The 16,543-nt window shown below is 37.1% G+C and carries 11 protein-coding genes; 9 read left to right on the top strand and 2 right to left on the bottom strand.

The window, feature by feature from the left end; translation table 11 throughout:
• The first annotated feature begins 2 nt into the window (after window positions 1-2).
• Window positions 3-1,268, top strand: a complete 1,266-nt coding sequence (locus IGJ76_RS03535; RefSeq protein ID WP_071869152.1) for a voltage-gated chloride channel family protein — start codon at window positions 3-5, stop codon at window positions 1,266-1,268.
• A gap of 547 nt (window positions 1,269-1,815) precedes the next feature.
• Here IGJ76_RS03535 and IGJ76_RS03540 read toward each other — a convergent pair.
• Complete coding sequence (locus IGJ76_RS03540) at window positions 1,816-3,015, bottom strand: YdcF family protein (RefSeq protein ID WP_071869151.1); 1,200 nt, start codon at window positions 3,013-3,015, stop codon at window positions 1,816-1,818.
• 170 nt (window positions 3,016-3,185) lie between these two features.
• The gene (locus IGJ76_RS03545) at window positions 3,186-4,493 is read right to left on the bottom strand and encodes a serine hydrolase (protein WP_067483930.1); all 1,308 of its coding nucleotides are present in this window, start codon (window positions 4,491-4,493) and stop codon (window positions 3,186-3,188) included.
• A gap of 502 nt (window positions 4,494-4,995) precedes the next feature.
• On the opposite strand from IGJ76_RS03545, the gene IGJ76_RS03550 reads away from it, so the two are divergent.
• From IGJ76_RS03550 to IGJ76_RS03585, 8 genes are all read left to right on the top strand, one after another.
• Window positions 4,996-6,117 (top strand): hypothetical protein, encoded by a 1,122-nt coding sequence (locus IGJ76_RS03550; protein WP_071869149.1) that lies wholly within the window; start codon window positions 4,996-4,998, stop codon window positions 6,115-6,117.
• A gap of 701 nt (window positions 6,118-6,818) precedes the next feature.
• Window positions 6,819-7,019 (top strand): cold-shock protein, encoded by a 201-nt coding sequence (locus IGJ76_RS03555; RefSeq protein WP_002288762.1) that lies wholly within the window; start codon window positions 6,819-6,821, stop codon window positions 7,017-7,019.
• Window positions 7,020-7,392: 373 nt separating this feature from the next.
• The gene (locus IGJ76_RS03560; protein ID WP_071869147.1) at window positions 7,393-10,173 is read left to right on the top strand and encodes a helicase C-terminal domain-containing protein; all 2,781 of its coding nucleotides are present in this window, start codon (window positions 7,393-7,395) and stop codon (window positions 10,171-10,173) included.
• A 52-nt stretch (window positions 10,174-10,225) separates the two neighbouring features.
• Window positions 10,226-10,753 carry a DUF5590 domain-containing protein gene (locus tag IGJ76_RS03565; protein ID WP_071869146.1) on the top strand — a complete coding sequence of 176 codons (528 nt, stop codon included), beginning with the start codon at window positions 10,226-10,228 and terminating at the stop codon, window positions 10,751-10,753.
• Between the two features lie 19 nt (window positions 10,754-10,772).
• Window positions 10,773-11,969: a pyridoxal phosphate-dependent aminotransferase gene (locus IGJ76_RS03570; RefSeq protein WP_270492731.1), complete on the top strand. Its 1,197-nt coding sequence runs from the start codon at window positions 10,773-10,775 to the stop codon at window positions 11,967-11,969.
• A 33-nt stretch (window positions 11,970-12,002) separates the two neighbouring features.
• Window positions 12,003-13,301, top strand: a complete 1,299-nt coding sequence (asnS, locus tag IGJ76_RS03575; RefSeq protein WP_067483937.1) for an asparagine--tRNA ligase — start codon at window positions 12,003-12,005, stop codon at window positions 13,299-13,301.
• A 234-nt stretch (window positions 13,302-13,535) separates the two neighbouring features.
• Entirely contained in the window at window positions 13,536-13,919 is a 384-nt protein-coding gene (locus IGJ76_RS03580) for a YccF domain-containing protein (RefSeq protein ID WP_067483938.1), read from the top strand.
• 171 nt (window positions 13,920-14,090) lie between these two features.
• On the top strand, window positions 14,091-16,190 hold the full coding sequence (locus IGJ76_RS03585; RefSeq protein ID WP_071869144.1) for a heavy metal translocating P-type ATPase: 2,100 nt from the start codon (window positions 14,091-14,093) through the stop codon (window positions 16,188-16,190).
• Window positions 16,191-16,543: the final 353 nt, after the last annotated feature.

Here is a 16,543-nt window from a genome sequence, read left to right on the forward strand (position 1 = left end):
TAATGGAAAAACAAACAACAAATGTGTTAAGAATAGGAGGCTATATGCTGAAGTGGCTACTGATTACGGCCATTTTAGGAGTGGTAATGGGAAGCCTTTCAGCATTTTTCTTAAACAGTTTAACGTTTGTAACTAATTTGCGCTTGACCCATACGTGGCTATTATTTCTTTTACCCGTAAGTGGTGCTATTTTTGCTTATTTATATACAAATTATGGTGGGAATTCAAGTCGTGGAAATAATTTAGTTATCGATCAAGGTAATGGTGGGGAAGAAAGAGTTCCGCTACGATTGATTCCATTGACTTTATTTGGAACAATCACGACTCACTTATTTGGTGGATCAGTTGGTCGTGAAGGAACGGCTGTTCAAATGGGGGGCGCATTAGCAGATAACTTATCACGTGTATTTAAACTGAATCAGTTAGAGCGAGAAATCTTGATTATCAGTGGAATCAGTGCAGGATTTAGTTCTGTTTTTGGTACACCTTTGGCAGGAACCTTGTTTGGCTTAGAGGTTTTAGCAATTGGGAAAGTTCGGACAGAGGCTTTATTTCCAAGCTTTTTTGCAGCTATTTTTGCAAATCTCATGACAGAAAGTTTTGGAATTGTTCACGTCCATTATCCAATGGGAGAAATTCCTGCGTGGAGTGGTAGTTTGTTTGGTAAATTGATGTTGGCAGGAATTGTCTTTGGTCTTTGTGGCTGGGTATTTAGTCGTTCAATCGTCTTTTTGAAAAAAGTCTATGCTAATTGGTTTACGAATCCTGTTTTACGAAACTTTATGGGTGGAGCAATTGTTGTTTTGGTAGCTGTTGTCTTGCAAACACAACGTTATCTTGGCTTAAGCTTACCTTTACTGCAAGATGCTTTTAATGGTAATGCGCACCCCTTTGATTTTTTAGGAAAACTGGGTTTTACTATTTTATCTTTGGGCGCTGGATTCCAAGGTGGGGAAGTAACACCCCTGTTTGAAATTGGTGCAACATTAGGTGCAAGTTTGGCACCAATCTTACATGTCTCTGTTCCATTTTTAGCTGGACTTGGTTTCATTGGTGTGTTTTCTGGTGCGACGAATACACCAATAGCTTGCTTTATTATGGGAGTTGAATTGTTTGGTAGTGAAGCAGCCGTGTATTTCTTTTTGATTTGTCTAGTTAGCTTTATGTGTTCTGGCAACAATGGTATTTATTCTGCACAACAGGTTAGTATAAAAAAGGGAATCTTTTTTACACCTGTTCTTGAATCATTCCGCAATAAAAGGAAATAAAAAAGCAAGTCGAGGTCAGTTCGGACTTCGACGTGCTTTTTGTTTTGTGGATATTTTTTGTTGAGTGATTAAGGTTTGGAGCTACAACCCTTTATTCACGGTGTTCCCCAAGCAACTTCTTCGGCAATAAGTCCTCTTTTCATAAAAATATCCTTATTGCTTGAAGCTGAACGCTTGGCACCACAACCTTATACACGGTGTTCCCAAAACAACTCCTCAAGATAGCTTGCAACCACTTCAAAATATGAAAAGCTATTTTGAGTGTCTGCTCACTATCTAGTCGGAGCTAACCGTTTTGCGCCACAACCTAATACACGGTGTTCCCAAAACAACTCCTCAAGATAGCTTGCAACCACTTCAAAATATGAAAAGCTATTTTGAGTGTCTGCTCACTATCTAGTCGGAGCTAACCGTTTTGCGCCACAACCTAATACACGGTGTTCCCAAAACAACTCCTCAAGATAGCTTGCAACCACTTCAAAATATGAAAAGCTATTTTGAGTGTCTGCTCACTATCTAGTCGGAGCTAACCGTTTTGCGCCACAACCTAACTAAACAGTGTTACCAACACCAGCAACAAATCAAAAGCGAAAATCAACGAACACATAATGAGATGGCGCTTTTTATTCAGCATCAAGATTGCAATGTATTCTCTTAGAAAAGCATTTGGCAGATAATATAAAGCTGTCTTTGAACCAATTCCGTTTGCTTTGAGTTGTGCTTGTCGCGCATAAAGTCCTGCACGAAAAATATGATAGTTATTTGAACTGAAGATTGCTTGGTAAGGGCCTTTCATTAAACGATCCATGATTTCCTTAGAAAAACGCATATTTTCTAAAGTAGTCGTTGAATTTGTTTCAACAATAATCTGTTCTTCCGGAATGCCTTTTTTCAACGCGTAATTTTTCATTGCAACAGCTTCAGGCAACTTCTCGTCAGCTCCTTGTCCGCCAGACATCAATAATTTTGGTGGATTAAGTGTTGCTCGCTCTTGCGCTCGATAAAAGGCAATTGCTTTATCAATTCGTTGACCAAGTAAAGGTGATACTTTTTCACCACCCAAAAGTCCAGCACCTAAAACGATGATGAAATCTTGGTTGAACCGTGGACGATTGAATTGATATAGAACAGAAATCGTCAAGAAATTATAAAATACGACAAACAAGTAGAATAAAATCATGGGTACAACACTGAACAAAACGTTTGCCCACTGTGGCAGATATTGAAGTAAGAAAAGTTCAGTTAACAAAAAGATGGTTAAGAAAACACCAAGCAATAATGTCAACAAATTCGCTAGTGAATGTGATTCTTTTTTTAATACCACGATGCCATTCCAAAATAAAACGACAATCAATATATATAATCCAAACAACAGGATTAAAAGAAGGGGAATAGCAATCAGTGCAAGCAATCCACCAATGAAAACATTCTCTGTTTCAAACAAAAGCATGACTAAGTAAATACCGAAGCTGATCAGAAATAAATTAAACAACCACCCATTCAGTAGTCGCCTTTTCTCCGTAAAATAAAAAAAGGCAAAGACACTAAAAAAGAATAAGGGAATCATAAAAAAGAGTGAGTGATAGGAAATTTCTAATACAATCAAGTAAGTCAGTAATACACCAAAGGACCATGTACTACCATAGAAAAAAAGTGCAGGATCTTTTTGTTTTTTCCGCCAATAATAAATACCAACAATGCCTAAAAAATAGAGAGCCATAAAAGCTAGATCTCTGGTTAAATTCATAAGTTCAACTCCTTTTTCATTCATTAAGTATAACGAAATTTCTCTAAAAAAGCTTTTAATAAAACTAAAAAATTGAAAGAAAATGAGCGAAATAAAAAAGCGTGAGAGCCGTTGTCGTGTGACAAACGTTTCTCACGCTTAATGAATTGTAGATTACTTTAATTAGGAGATTAAAAAAGATTTGTAAAGAATTCAGCGACATGTCGCCAACCAAGAACGAAAATATTCGCTTTTTCAACTTTAGCAGTTGTGATGATATCAGTTGCAGGTGCATCTTTTTCATCTAAATAGCCAAGTTTGTCATCTGCTAAAGTGATTGTGGCAGTACCGACTTTTGTTCCTTTGTCTGCAGGTGCTTGAATTTTTTGATCGGTTAATGAATCTTTTGCAAGTGTAGGTGTAATGGTTAACTTTCCTGTATCCATGTCATTACGAACCCAAACTTTAACTGGTGACTTAAGTGCGACTGGAACAGTTTGTTCTTTACCGTCAAGAACATCGATTGTTTTCATGTCTGGAATACTTGCGCCAGCTTTACCTAATTCTTTTTCTGACCAGTTGTCATAGCAGTAGTCCATTAAGTTTGCAGTAGCAGTAAAGCGAGCACTTGGATTTTCTTCATGGCCATCAGCATTTAATACAACGGTGATTACACGACGATCATCTTTTTTGATCGTACCAACAAAACAGGCACCGGCCAAATCAGTTGTTCCAGTTTTTAATCCATCAACGCCTTCTTTGTGGTTGATAAATCCCGGAAGCATCCAGTTCCAGTTAACCATCTCAACTGGGGAAACCGTATCTTCACCAAACATTTGAGTCGCAGTACTAGTGACTTCTAAAATCTCTGGATAATCTAGAATCAGGTGACGAGCAACAATAGCGACATCACGTGCAGAAAGCTGATTTTCGTCTGTTTCAGAGCTTCCTGGGTAGCGATTATCCCCCAAATAGCTATTATTTAGTCCAGAAGCATTGACTAAAGTAGCATCTGTGATACCCCATTTTTTTAATTGTGTTTGCATCAACTCAACGAATTTAGGTTCACTACCAGCAATTTTTTCAGCAAGTGCAACAATTGATGCGTTAGCAGATTGGATTGCAGCAGAATCAAAAAGTTCTTTGACAGTATACGTGTTTTCCTTGTGCAATGGCACATTTGATAGATCTGGTGTAACACTTAATTCTTCCGCATAATCTGAAATGGATACTTCATCATCCCAAGCAAGCTTTCCCTGTTTAACTTGGTCAAGGATAATGTAAAGACCAATGATTTTTGTGACTGAGGCAATTCCCATCGGTGTATCACCATCTTGGTTATACAAAATCTTGCCGGTTTCGGCATCAATTGCAAAGGCCGCTTTGGCGCCAACAGAAAACGTGTCGTCAGCCCTAACAGTTAATGTGGGGAAAAGGGAGGCAACACATAAGATGAGGCTAGCAAGCAGAACAACTAACCGTGTTTTTTTTATGGACATATTCAGTCTCCTTATCGATTTCTTTTCGTACAAATTAAAATTTTATCAGAGAGTGTGGGGACTTTCAATGTTTCTGAAAAAAACTTTAGATGTCAGCAAATCAGGAGACGTAGAGTCAAAATTATAGTAGAAATCAATCGTTTTTTACACGTATTTTAACTGGTTGTGGGTCAAGTTCGACGACACGACTAGCGACAAATGCGAATAAGCTCATCATACTCAATAAACTAAAAATAATTAGTAATTGCATCTTTTTCACCTCATTTAAGTTAGTGATTAATCCATTTTTTGAAGTTTTTCTATTTGATAACTTAATCATAATAGTAAATTTTGAATCATTTGCTGAGAAGTTTAGAGGAAATAATGGTTTAAATGTGAACAAAACATGAATTATTGAGAAACGAGAAAACGTTTGCGGGTTGCAATTCGTTTTATTGGGTTGAAAAAAATTGTTGTGGTAGACTTTAAATGTAGGAATGATTTTTTTAGGAGGGATGCGTTTATGACAAAAATCGATAAAGAATTGTTGTCTCAATTAGCTTCAGAAGGTGCAAAAGGTCCGTTTGTAACAATTATGTTGAATACACACGTTTCACATCAAGATGTTGAAAAAGATCAAATCAAATTTAAAAATTTTGCGAAAGAAGCCAAAAAACGTTTTGAAAAAAAATACTCAAAACATGAGTGGACTCCATTTAAAGAAAAGATTGAGGAAATCCTAAAAGATGCTTCATTTTGGCGTAGTGGCACAAAAAGTGTGGCAGTTGTCTTAAATGAAGAGCAATCGTATATTTACCGTTTAAGTATTCCAGTTGATGATCAATATTATGTTAGTGATTTACCTTATTTATTGGCAATCATTAAAAATGCGCAATTCAACTATTCTTATTATTTATTAGGGTTGAATCGCGATTCCATGAAGTTGTATGAAGTAAGCAACAAGTTGGTCAAAGAAATCGAATTACCAGAAGATGCACCAGTAGATATCGTAACAGCTTTGGGCGACGAGTTAACAGGTGGAAATCTAAACTTTATTACGAGTGGTAAAGCAGGGAATTCAAAAGAAGGTGTGACGTTCCATGGAGTCAGCACGAAAGATGAAGAAGTCAAAATCGATTGGATTAACTATTATCAAGCGGTAGATAATTATTTACGTGATACATTTGAAAATCCAGAAAAATGGCCAATTTATTTATTTGCCTTACCTGAAAATCAAGCTGTTTTCAAAAAAGTAGCAAAAAATCCAGACTATCGTTCAGATGTTGCTGTCTCAGCTTCACCAGCGCAATTGTCATTAAAAGATATTGAGGTTGGCGCGCAACGTTTGTCAAAAGAATTGGCAGATAAAGAAGCTGAAAGTTATAACAAATTGTTGGATAAAAAATTCATTGATCAATTAGTGGATATTGTTCCAGCGGCGAAAGAAGGTAAAATTTCGCATTTGTTTATTGCAACTTCTAATTTAGTCGATGGCTTTGGTGAAGATCCGGAAACGGAATATGATCGCCGCCAAGTTTTAAATCAATTGGCGGATGATGTCATTGAAACTGGTGGACAAGTCTTTATCTTAGATCAAAAAGAATCGCCAGATGAAAAGAGTTTGGTGGCAATTTTGCGTTATTAAGGAAAGTTGTAGCGCAAAACGTTTAGCTCCGACAAGATAGTGAGCAGCCATTCAAAACAGCATCTCATGTTTTGAAGTGGATGAAAGCTATGTGGAGAAGTTACCGTGTATTAGGTTGTGGCTCCAAGCGTTCAGCTTCAAGCAATAAGGAATTTTTTCTAAAAATAGCTACTCATGTTTTTATGAAAAAAAGACTTATTGTCGAAGAAGCTGCTTGGGGAACACCGAGAAAAAGGGCGCGAATGAAGCCCATCCACTTTAATAGATAACAAAAAGGATTTTTGATTTGACCACGAAAATAAGGCTGAAAATAGTGCACAAAGAACAGTTAAGAATGACCTGCTTTTAAGTATTAGAAAAGGCTTGCTGTGTTATTTCTCTTATTTTTACTATGGACAAGAAGTCAGACGTTACGCTGGCTTCTTGTTCTTTTTTTTTGCGTATCCGTTTCCTTTCTTAATAATCAAAAAACTTCAAAGAAAATTGTTCGAGTTCTACTTAAGGTGGGAATTGTGAAAAAAATGGAGTTTTTTTAAATAAATGTTCTAAAATTCTAGCTATTCCAATAGATGTATGGTATATTAATAGTCGTAGTTTCTGTTCGGTAATTATGGTAGCTTGTTTCAAATAAACATCTTCCAGATATTCACCATACAAGTAATTGCAAAATATGTGTTTGAAACACAAGGAGGATTTTTATTATGGAAACAGGTACAGTTAAATGGTTTAACTCAGAAAAAGGATTTGGATTTATCACTGCAGAAAACGGAAACGACGTATTCGTTCATTTCTCAGCTATCCAAGGCGACGGATTCAAAACTTTAGAAGAAGGCCAAGCAGTAACTTTTGATGTTGAAGAAGGTCAACGTGGACCTCAAGCAACTAACGTTACTAAAGCTTAATTAACCTATAAATTAAACAAAAGCTTGGAGTAGTTATCTTTTGATAATTATTCCAAGCTTTTTTATTGTGTCAGAGTTGATTCTTTTTTTTGATCCAATCAGTAACGATTCAATTTTTTACAGAAAAAATAAAAGGGAGAGGCTAGGATAAAAATTCTCAGCCTTTTTTTGTTACGAAAGTTAGCCAGCAAGGAAAAAAATCTTTGAGAAGGGAAGAAAAGGTGGATAAAAAAAGTGTGAATCATTTTTGAACGTTCGTTCTTTCTTTTTAAGGTGAAACACTTTTGTCGCAGCCTCTTCTTTGTAGTATAATTTCAAAAGAAACACCCGTACTAAAAAAGTAAATGAAGCGGCAAGAGAAGAGGAAATTATTTTGAAACCAACAACTTATGCAGTCGTCGATATTGAAACGACTGGGACGAACCCAAAAGAAGATCGTATTATTCAATTTGGCTGCGTCATGATTGAAGCTGGTCGAATTACTTCCCGCTTTTCGATCGACATTAATCCGGGGCGAAAGATTTCAAAACAAATCCAACATTTAACAGGAATTTCGAACCAACGCGTCCAGCGTGCGCCTTATTTTGAAGATGTCGCACCGACGATTTACAATCTCTTAGCAGAAACAGTATTTGTCGCACATAATATTTACTTTGATTATAAATTTTTGAATCAAGAATTGATGCGGTGTGGTCTTCCAGAATTAAAGATTCCGGGGATTGATACGGTTGAATTAGCGCAGATTTTTTTACCAACAGAACCAAGTTTTCGCTTGAGCGATTTATCTGAAAGTTTAGGATTTATTCATGAAAATCCACATCAGGCAGACAGCGATGCGGAAGTGACTGGTCAGCTCCTTTTACTGATTGAAGAACGCATGCGTCAGTTGCCATTAGTTACGTTGGAAGAAATCGTTCGGCTAAGTAAATACACTGGGATGGATACGAGCCGATTCATCGCACGTGTTGTTGAAGAGATGAAACAGCAAGTCCAGCCATTAGATGATTCGATTGAGATCATTGATGGGATTGCACTACAGAAGAAACAAGTGGAGCTGTTTTCCCAGGTTCACTACGGTAAACAAACTTATCCAAGAAAAAAACAGGCAAAAGAGCGAATGTTTGGCGAAACATTGATGTATCGTAAAGAACAAAATCGTTTGATGAATGCAGTATATGATCACTTCACTAAAAAAGAGGAACAAAAAAACTTGATGATCGAAGCTGCGACGGGAATGGGGAAAACGATTGGCTACTTGTTACCACTAAGCTATTTGGCAACACCTGAGAAACCAGCTATTATTAGTACTGTTTCACTAGTCCTTCAGCAACAAATCGTCGAGAAAGACATTCCTTTGCTAAACCAATTACTGGATCAACCGATTCAAGCAACAATCATCAAAAGTTTTCGTCATTATATTGATCTTCAACGGTTGAAAGCGACACTGAACGAAGCACCAAGTCAAAAACAATATGCATTGTATCAAATGTCGGTTTTAGTTTGGTTGACACAAACACAAACCGGTGATTTAGATGAATTACATTTGACGAATTTGAACCATGTCTTTTTCCACGATATTGCTCATCGTGGCGTTCATTTTTTAGCACCAAATCAGCCATTTTACGAACAAGATTTTGTTCGCTTTTTATTGAAAAAAGCAAAACAAAGTAATTTTTTGATTGTTAATCATGCATTTTTAGTCCAAGAAACGTTGCGTAAAGAGCCATTACTACCTGAGAGCCCCTATTTGTTGATTGATGAGGCGCATCATTTGCCTGAAATTGCTGAGAAAATCAATGATCGAAGATTGAGTGTGGCACATTTTTATAAACAAGTACAGCAGTTGAATGATGAAGGGCAATTGTTTGATCGCATGAGCAGTTATTTGCCAGATAATCATGAAGTGACTCGTTGGTTACAGATTTACCGGCAGGAATTAGTTTCTTTATGTGAGGCACAGTTCACGATTGCAGAAGGTCTGACGGAGTTGTTGAACCAAAACGGAAACAGTCATCAAGAAGAGGTCATGGTAACGAAAGAATTATTAGATGAATTACCATTTGAGGCAGGGATTGCGATTGATCATCTGCAATTATTCTATCGGGAAATTTATCAGCTTCATGAACAATTGAAATTAAGTTTGGAAATCATTCAAGAAAGCTGGTCAAATCAAATGCGCTTGGATCTAGCCAATTTGTATGCTTTATTTGACCAATTAGATACGCAACAACAATTTATGGAGCAATGGTTGGAAGATTGGCGTGAACAGTTGATTCACTGGGTCGTGCTTGGAACTGGTCCACAGCAATTGATGTTTCATCTACATGATTTTCAAGCAGCGTTATTACCTACAACAGTTTGGTATCCAAGATATCAACACATTCTTTACATTGGTGGTACTTTGAAAATTGGACCGGATCGGAATTATCTTTCAAAACGACTGGGTATTGAAGGCACACCATTGAAAGTAATTGCCTCACCATATGATTATGAAAGCCAAGCCAGAATTTATTTGCCAACAGAAGCACCCGCAGTGAATCAGGTAACAAGTCAGGAATATATCGAATACTTGACCAAAACACTAACGGGATTGATTAAACGAGAACAGCGACCTATTTTAGTCTTGTTCACCTCGCATGATATTTTGCAACAAGTCTATCAAAAAATGCATATGAGAATGCTGGAACAAGGCAGAGAAATATTAGCACAAGGATTTGGTGGAAGTCGCGAAAAATTATTGAAGCGATTCATGTTGTCAGAAATGAGTGTCCTTTTTGGTGCTGATAGCTTTTGGGAAGGTGTCGACTTGCCCGGAGATGCGCTCCAAATTGTTGTTGTCACACGACTACCTTTTGATAATCCAAAACGACCAATGGTAAAAGCTAGAAATGCCTATCTTGAATCAGAAGGAATCAATCCTTTTTATCAGGAATCAGTGCCTAAAGCAGCTTTGAAATTACGCCAAGCGTTGGGACGACTGATTCGGACTGAAACTGATCGTGGTGTGTTATTGATTTTAGATCGTCGGTTGTTAACGGCAAGATATGGTGGAAGAATTTTACGTTCTCTACCGAAAAAAGTAAAAGTCCAAGAAGAACCAATTGATGTAATCTACCAAGAAATCAGTGAATTCTTAACAAAAAACGAAGAATAAAGTCAAAGTAATCTTCCTATTTTGAGAGAAAAATCTGGTATAATGAAATGCAATGAAGATAAAGGAGCGACGATCCTTGAAGAAAGAATCAAAAAGAGAAAGAACCATTAATCGCGTGTTGCTTAGTTTGATCGTATTTTTACTAGCAGTAATCGTCTTTAGTTCGATTTTTTATTTGCGATCAAATCGCCCTTATGCACAGGCGGAAAAAGAAGCAACAGCTCTTGCAAAAAAATATGCGAATTTGGAAAATGTCGATCAGTTTTACTGGTATACGCGTGAAAAAACTTATTTTTCACTAATGGGGACGAATGACAAAAATCAAAAAATTGTAGTCGTCATTCCAAAATCTGGTGATAAGGTGAAAATCTTGGATCAAAATAAAGGTTTAACAGAAGAAGAAGCCAAACAAAAAATCCAAGAAGCACATCCAGAAGCCGTAATTGAAAAAGCAACACTAGGGATTTTTGAAGATCAGCCTGTTTGGGAAGTTGTCGCTAAAGGTACGGACAATTCATTAAGTTATTACCTTATTACATTTGAATCAGGCGATGAAGTGAAAACCATTCAAAATATTTAACTGTGAAGGGATGAAAAGGATGGAACTATCTAAGAGAGCACAACGTTTAGAGCCTTCTGTAACACTTGCAGCGGCAGCCAAAGCAAAAGCACTGAAAGCCCAAGGTAGAGATATCTTAAGCTTAACAGTAGGTGAACCAGACTTTGCAACACCTGAGAATATTCAGGAAGCTGCAATCCAAGCAATCAAAAATGGGAAAGCAAGCTATTATACACCAACTGCTGGAATTCCAGAGTTGCGCCAAGCAATTGTTGATTATTTAAAACAGCATTACCAACTTGATTATCAATCTTCACAGACCATTGTTACTGACGGAGCAAAGTTTGCCTTATACACGCTCTTTCAAACAATTCTTGATCCCTCAGATGAAGTAATTATCCCTGTTCCTTACTGGGTAAGTTATGGGGAGCAGGTCAAATTAGCCGAAGGTGTCCCAGTCTTTGTTCGTGGAGAAGAAGCAAATGAGTTCAAAGTGACAGTGGAGCAGTTAGAGGCTGCTCGTTCTGAGAAAACGAAAGCGGTGATTATTAATTCACCGTCTAATCCGACAGGGATGATTTACACCAAAGAAGAACTGTTGGCGATTGGAAAATGGGCCGTTGCAAATAATATTTTGATTGTTGCAGATGATATTTATGGTCGTTTAGTTTATAATGGCAATGAATTTACTCCAATTGCCACATTAGGTGAAGCAATTCGTGAACAAACAATTATCATCAATGGTGTTTCAAAAACATATGCCATGACTGGTTGGCGGATTGGGTATGCAGTTGGTAATCAAGCAATCATTGACGGAATGATCACGATTGCATCACAATCGACTAGCAATCCAACAGCAGTCAGTCAGTATGCTGCAGTTGAGGCATTAAGAGGAGAACAGGATACGGTAGAAGAAATGCGTCAGGCGTTTGAAGAACGTCTCAACCGTTTGTATCCATTAGTGGCAGCATTGCCAGGAGTCAAACTTGCGAAACCGCAAGGCGCTTTCTATCTGTTCCCTAATGTGAAAGAAACGTTAACTATTTGTGGGTATAGCAATGTGACAGAATGGGTCGAAGATCTGTTAGAAGAAACAGGCGTTGCTTTAGTTACGGGTGAAGGATTTGGTGCAAGTGAAAATGTTCGTTTGAGCTATGCGACAAATCTTGGAACGCTTGAAGAAGCTGTGTTAAGGATTGCTCAATTTATTGAGAGTAAAAGTCAAAATGAATCCTGAAAGTAAAACAGGAAGAAAAAAGGAGAGTCATTCGTGGAACAAATTCAAATTATTGATTCGAAAAACCATGTAGGAGAAACTGTGACAATTGGTGCATGGGTTGCTAACAAGCGCTCAAGCGGAAAAATTGCCTTTCTTCAACTAAGAGATGGAACAGCCTTTTTCCAAGGCGTAGTTGTCAAAAGTGAGGTACCAGAAGAAGTTTTCCAAACAGCTAAGAACTTACATCAAGAAACAGCAATCACTGTTACTGGTGAAATTCGTGAAGATAGCCGTTCAAAATTTGGATATGAAATTGGCATTACTAACATCGAAGTTGTTGGTGAAAGTCATGATTATCCAATCACACCGAAAGAACACGGTACAGACTTTTTGATGGATCACCGTCATTTATGGTTGCGCTCATCACGTCAACATGCAATTATGCAAATTAGAAATGAAATCATTCGTGCAACGTACGAATTTTTCAATGCGAATCAATTTGTTAAAATTGATCCACCAATTTTGACTGGTTCAGCACCAGAAGGCACAACCGACTTATTTGAAACAAACTATTTTGATCAAAAAGCGTATCTTTCTCAAAGTGGTCAATTATACATGGAAGCTGCTGCAATGGCATTTGGAAAAGTCTTTTCATTTGGACCAACATTCCGTGCAGAAAAATCAAAAACACGTCGTCACTTAATTGAGTTTTGGATGATTGAACCAGAAATGGCCTTTACTCATCAAGAAGAAAGCTTGGAAGTCCAAGAAAAATATGTGGCTTTCTTAGTACAAAGTGTCTTAGATAATTGTGATTATGCTTTAGATGTACTGGAACGTGATAAAGAAGTCTTGAAGTCTTATACTAAATTACCTTTCCCACGTATCACGTATGATGATGCGATTGAACTATTGAAGAAAAATGGATTTGATGATATTGAGTGGGGCGAGGACTTCGGTTCACCACACGAAACGTTTATTGCAAATTCATTTGAACAACCTGTTTTCATTTTGAACTATCCAAAAGCAATCAAACCTTTCTACATGAAACCACATCCTACACGTGAAGATGTTGTGATTTGTGCAGATATGATTGCGCCAGAAGGTTACGGCGAAATCATTGGAGGCAGTGAACGTGCAACTGATTACGAATTTTTACTAGAACAAATTCGTGAACATGGCTTAGATGAAAATGAATATTCTTGGTACCTTGACCTACGTAAATATGGCTCTGTACCTCATTCAGGTTTTGGTTTGGGTCTAGAACGTACGGTTACTTGGATTTCAGGAATTGATCACGTGCGTGAGGCAATCCCATTCCCTCGTTTGTTGAACCGTATTTATCCATAAAGGTTGTGGTTCCAAGCGATTAGCTTCAAGCAATAAGGATGCTTTTCTAAAAATAGTTTTCCATATTTTTGTGAAATTTAGACTTACTGGGAGGAAGTTGCTTTAGGAACACTTTAAATAAGAACGCAACTTAATAAAAAGAGTTTAAAAAGGAAGCATGACGAAACTTTCATGCTTCCTTTTTGGCATTTTATGCGATAATAGATTCAAGTAACTTTGGCAAAGGAGAATAGTATGAGCTGTTTAGGAAATATTTTATGGTTTATTTTTGGTGGATTAGTTGGTGGACTTGGCTGGCTGATTGCCGGTGTATTATGGTGTATAACAATTGTTGGAATCCCAATTGGGTTACAATGTTTTAAACTTGCTTCTCTATCTTTTGCTCCATTTGGAAAAGAAGTCGTTTATCATCAAAGTGGTTTTTCATTGATTGTCAATTTGATTTGGTTGATTGTATCAGGTCTCCCTTTGGCGCTAACACACGTTGTAAGTGGCTTGATTTTGTGCATTACGATTGTGGGAATCCCATTTGGTAAGCAATCATTCAAATTAGCTCGTTTGGCATTGATGCCATTTGGAGCAGAAATTGTTCCAAGTAATCACTATTATTTTGAGTAACGATCAAATAGCGGACAAAACGGAAATCGTTTTGTCCGCTATTTTTGACAAGAAAAGAAAAATGTCAAATAAAAGAAAAAAAGAGAAGGCTTCCAGTTGACATATGAATGCACATTCATTTATAATTACTTATGAAGAGTTATTCATGTGTATTGCAAGGAGGGAAAGAAAATGAATAAAGATTATCGATTAGATGGCTTAGATTGTGCAAATTGCGCAATGAAAATTGAAAAAAAAGTACAGACAATTGAAGGTGTGAAGGAAGCAAATGTAAACTTTACTACTGGTAAGTTGCGAATTGTTGCAAACGAAGCAGATTTAGCAACAGTTGAAACGAAAACGAAGCAAGCAATTAAAGAAATCGAACCGGATGTGGCGGTTAGTGAGATTACAAATAATCACCAAGACGGAGACGGACATAATCATGAGCATGATAATAGTCGAAATGATTTGCTTCGTATTCTTATCTCTGCATTAGGAATGGGCCTTTTGATTTGGTTCTCGCCAACTGGTATTGTTCGCCTAATTGGTTATCTCCTTATTTATGGATTAATTGGTTTTGATGTAATAAAAAAAGCTGTTATGAATATAACCAAGGGTCAGATTTTTGATGAAAACTTTTTGATGGCGATTGCGACAATTGGTGCAATGATTATTGGCGAATATCCTGAAGCAGTTGCTGTAATGCTATTTTATCAAGTAGGTGAATATTTCCAAGGATTTGCGGTCAAACAATCACGAAGATCTATTCGTGAACTGATGGCCATTCGCCCCGATACAGCCCGTGTCCAAACTTCTGAAGGCTGGAAGAATGTTTCACCAGAAGCAGTTGAGTTAGGACAACAAGTCTTAATCAAGCCTGGTGAAAGAGTCCCACTAGATGGAAAGATTATTGAAGGTGAATCTATGGTTGATACTTCTGCCTTAACTGGAGAATCTGTTCCGCGGAAAGTAACCAGTGGAGAAATGATTCTCAGCGGTTTTATCAATAAAAATCAACCTATCGTAATGAGTGTTGAGAAAACTTATGGTGAATCAACAATCAGTAAGTTATTGGAATTAGTTGAAAATGCTAGTAGTAAGAAAGCACCAGCCGAAAATTTCATCACTAAATTTGCGCGTTACTATACACCAATCGTAGTTGTTTTAGCGGTATTGTTAGCAATCGTGCCACCATTAGTGGTTCCTGGTGCCGTATTCTCTGAATGGATTTATCGAGCATTGACGTTCTTAGTTATTTCTTGTCCTTGTGCTTTAGTGATTTCTGTCCCATTGAGTTTCTTTGGCGGGATAGGTGGCGCAAGTAAGATTGGAGTATTGGTTAAAGGAAGTAACTACCTTGAACTACTTGCAGAAACAGAAACAGTCGTTTTTGACAAAACGGGGACGTTAACTAAAGGTGAATTCTCAGTTCAAACAATTGAAACAACGATGGATCAAACAACTTTTATGCAATATGTAGCGAGTGCCGAACAATATTCTACACATCCAATCGCTCAATCAGTCTTGGCTGCTTACCAAGGTCCTTTATTGGTGAGTGAACAAGTAGAAGAAATTGCTGGTGAGGGAATCTCAGCAGTGATTGATGCTCATGATATTTTAGTTGGTAATCAGAAATTGATGGCGCGTAAACAAATTGCATTTTCTACGAGTGAAGAAGTTGGAACATTACTTTATGTTGCGATTGACCAAAAATATGTCGGCTTCCTATTGATTGCAGACGCACTAAAAGAGGATGCAATTGAAACAATGAATAAGTTGAGAAAAGCTGGCGTCAAAGAAACAGTCATGTTGACAGGTGATGCGAAAAAGATTGCTGATTCTGTAGGTAAAAAAGTAGGAATTGATCAAGTTTATAGTGAATTGCTTCCTCAAGATAAAGTTGACAAATTAGAAATGATTCTTGCAAAAAGTTCTGGCAAAGTAGCTTTTGTGGGTGACGGAATCAATGATGCTCCCGTTTTAGCAAGAGCAGATGTCGGAATCGCCATGGGCGGATTAGGAAGCGATGCGGCAATTGAAGCAGCTGATGTTGTAATCATGAACGATGAACCTTCAAAAATTGCAGACGCGATGCGAGTAGCTCGTAAGACATTACGAATTGTGAAACAAAATATTGTCTTTGCAATTGGTGTGAAAGTTCTAGTTTTACTACTTGGTGCATTAGGCTTTGCCTCAATGGGTGATGCTGTTTTCGCAGATGTCGGGGTAACGGTGATTGCTGTTTTGAATGCAATGAGATGTTTGCGAGTGAAAAAATTAAATGAATGAATATTGATAAATTAAATATGCGTAAAAAAGTTTTGTTATCGCTCTAAAAAATAACGTATGTTCGAATCCAAGAGATCACTGTTGCTGGTCTCTTGGATTTTTTTCATGTAATTTTAAAAGAAGTCGCAGCAAACAAAAATGTATTTTCATTTTTCAGAAAATTATGTCTTGCAAGTATCATAAGACGAAAACTTTTTGAACAAAAAATATTTTTCTGGTTTTATGATGAAAAAATAATTTTAAAATGATGTGTTTATGATAAAAGAATGCACACTTAAAATAACAAACTATTGCGACAGTTAAAAAAAGTGATTATTATTACATGGTGCAATAGATACTTTATATCAAAGGAG

It is taken from the genome of Enterococcus sp. DIV0175, from assembly GCF_050529075.1.
Lineage (GTDB): Bacteria > Bacillota > Bacilli > Lactobacillales > Enterococcaceae > Enterococcus_B > Enterococcus_B thailandicus.

Coding starts and splice junctions, on each gene's coding strand:
- IGJ76_RS03540 (WP_071869151.1), bottom strand. CDS start 3,015: ATGAATTTAACCAGAGATCTAGCTTTTATGGCTCTCTATTTTTTAGGC.
- IGJ76_RS03565 (WP_071869146.1), top strand. CDS start 10,226: ATGAAGATAAAGGAGCGACGATCCTTGAAGAAAGAATCAAAAAGAGAA.
- IGJ76_RS03555 (WP_002288762.1), top strand. CDS start 6,819: ATGGAAACAGGTACAGTTAAATGGTTTAACTCAGAAAAAGGATTTGGA.
- IGJ76_RS03550 (WP_071869149.1), top strand. CDS start 4,996: ATGACAAAAATCGATAAAGAATTGTTGTCTCAATTAGCTTCAGAAGGT.
- IGJ76_RS03535 (WP_071869152.1), top strand. CDS start 3: ATGGAAAAACAAACAACAAATGTGTTAAGAATAGGAGGCTATATGCTG.
- IGJ76_RS03545 (WP_067483930.1), bottom strand. CDS start 4,493: ATGTCCATAAAAAAAACACGGTTAGTTGTTCTGCTTGCTAGCCTCATC.
- IGJ76_RS03580 (WP_067483938.1), top strand. CDS start 13,536: ATGAGCTGTTTAGGAAATATTTTATGGTTTATTTTTGGTGGATTAGTT.
- IGJ76_RS03570 (WP_270492731.1), top strand. CDS start 10,773: ATGGAACTATCTAAGAGAGCACAACGTTTAGAGCCTTCTGTAACACTT.
- IGJ76_RS03585 (WP_071869144.1), top strand. CDS start 14,091: ATGAATAAAGATTATCGATTAGATGGCTTAGATTGTGCAAATTGCGCA.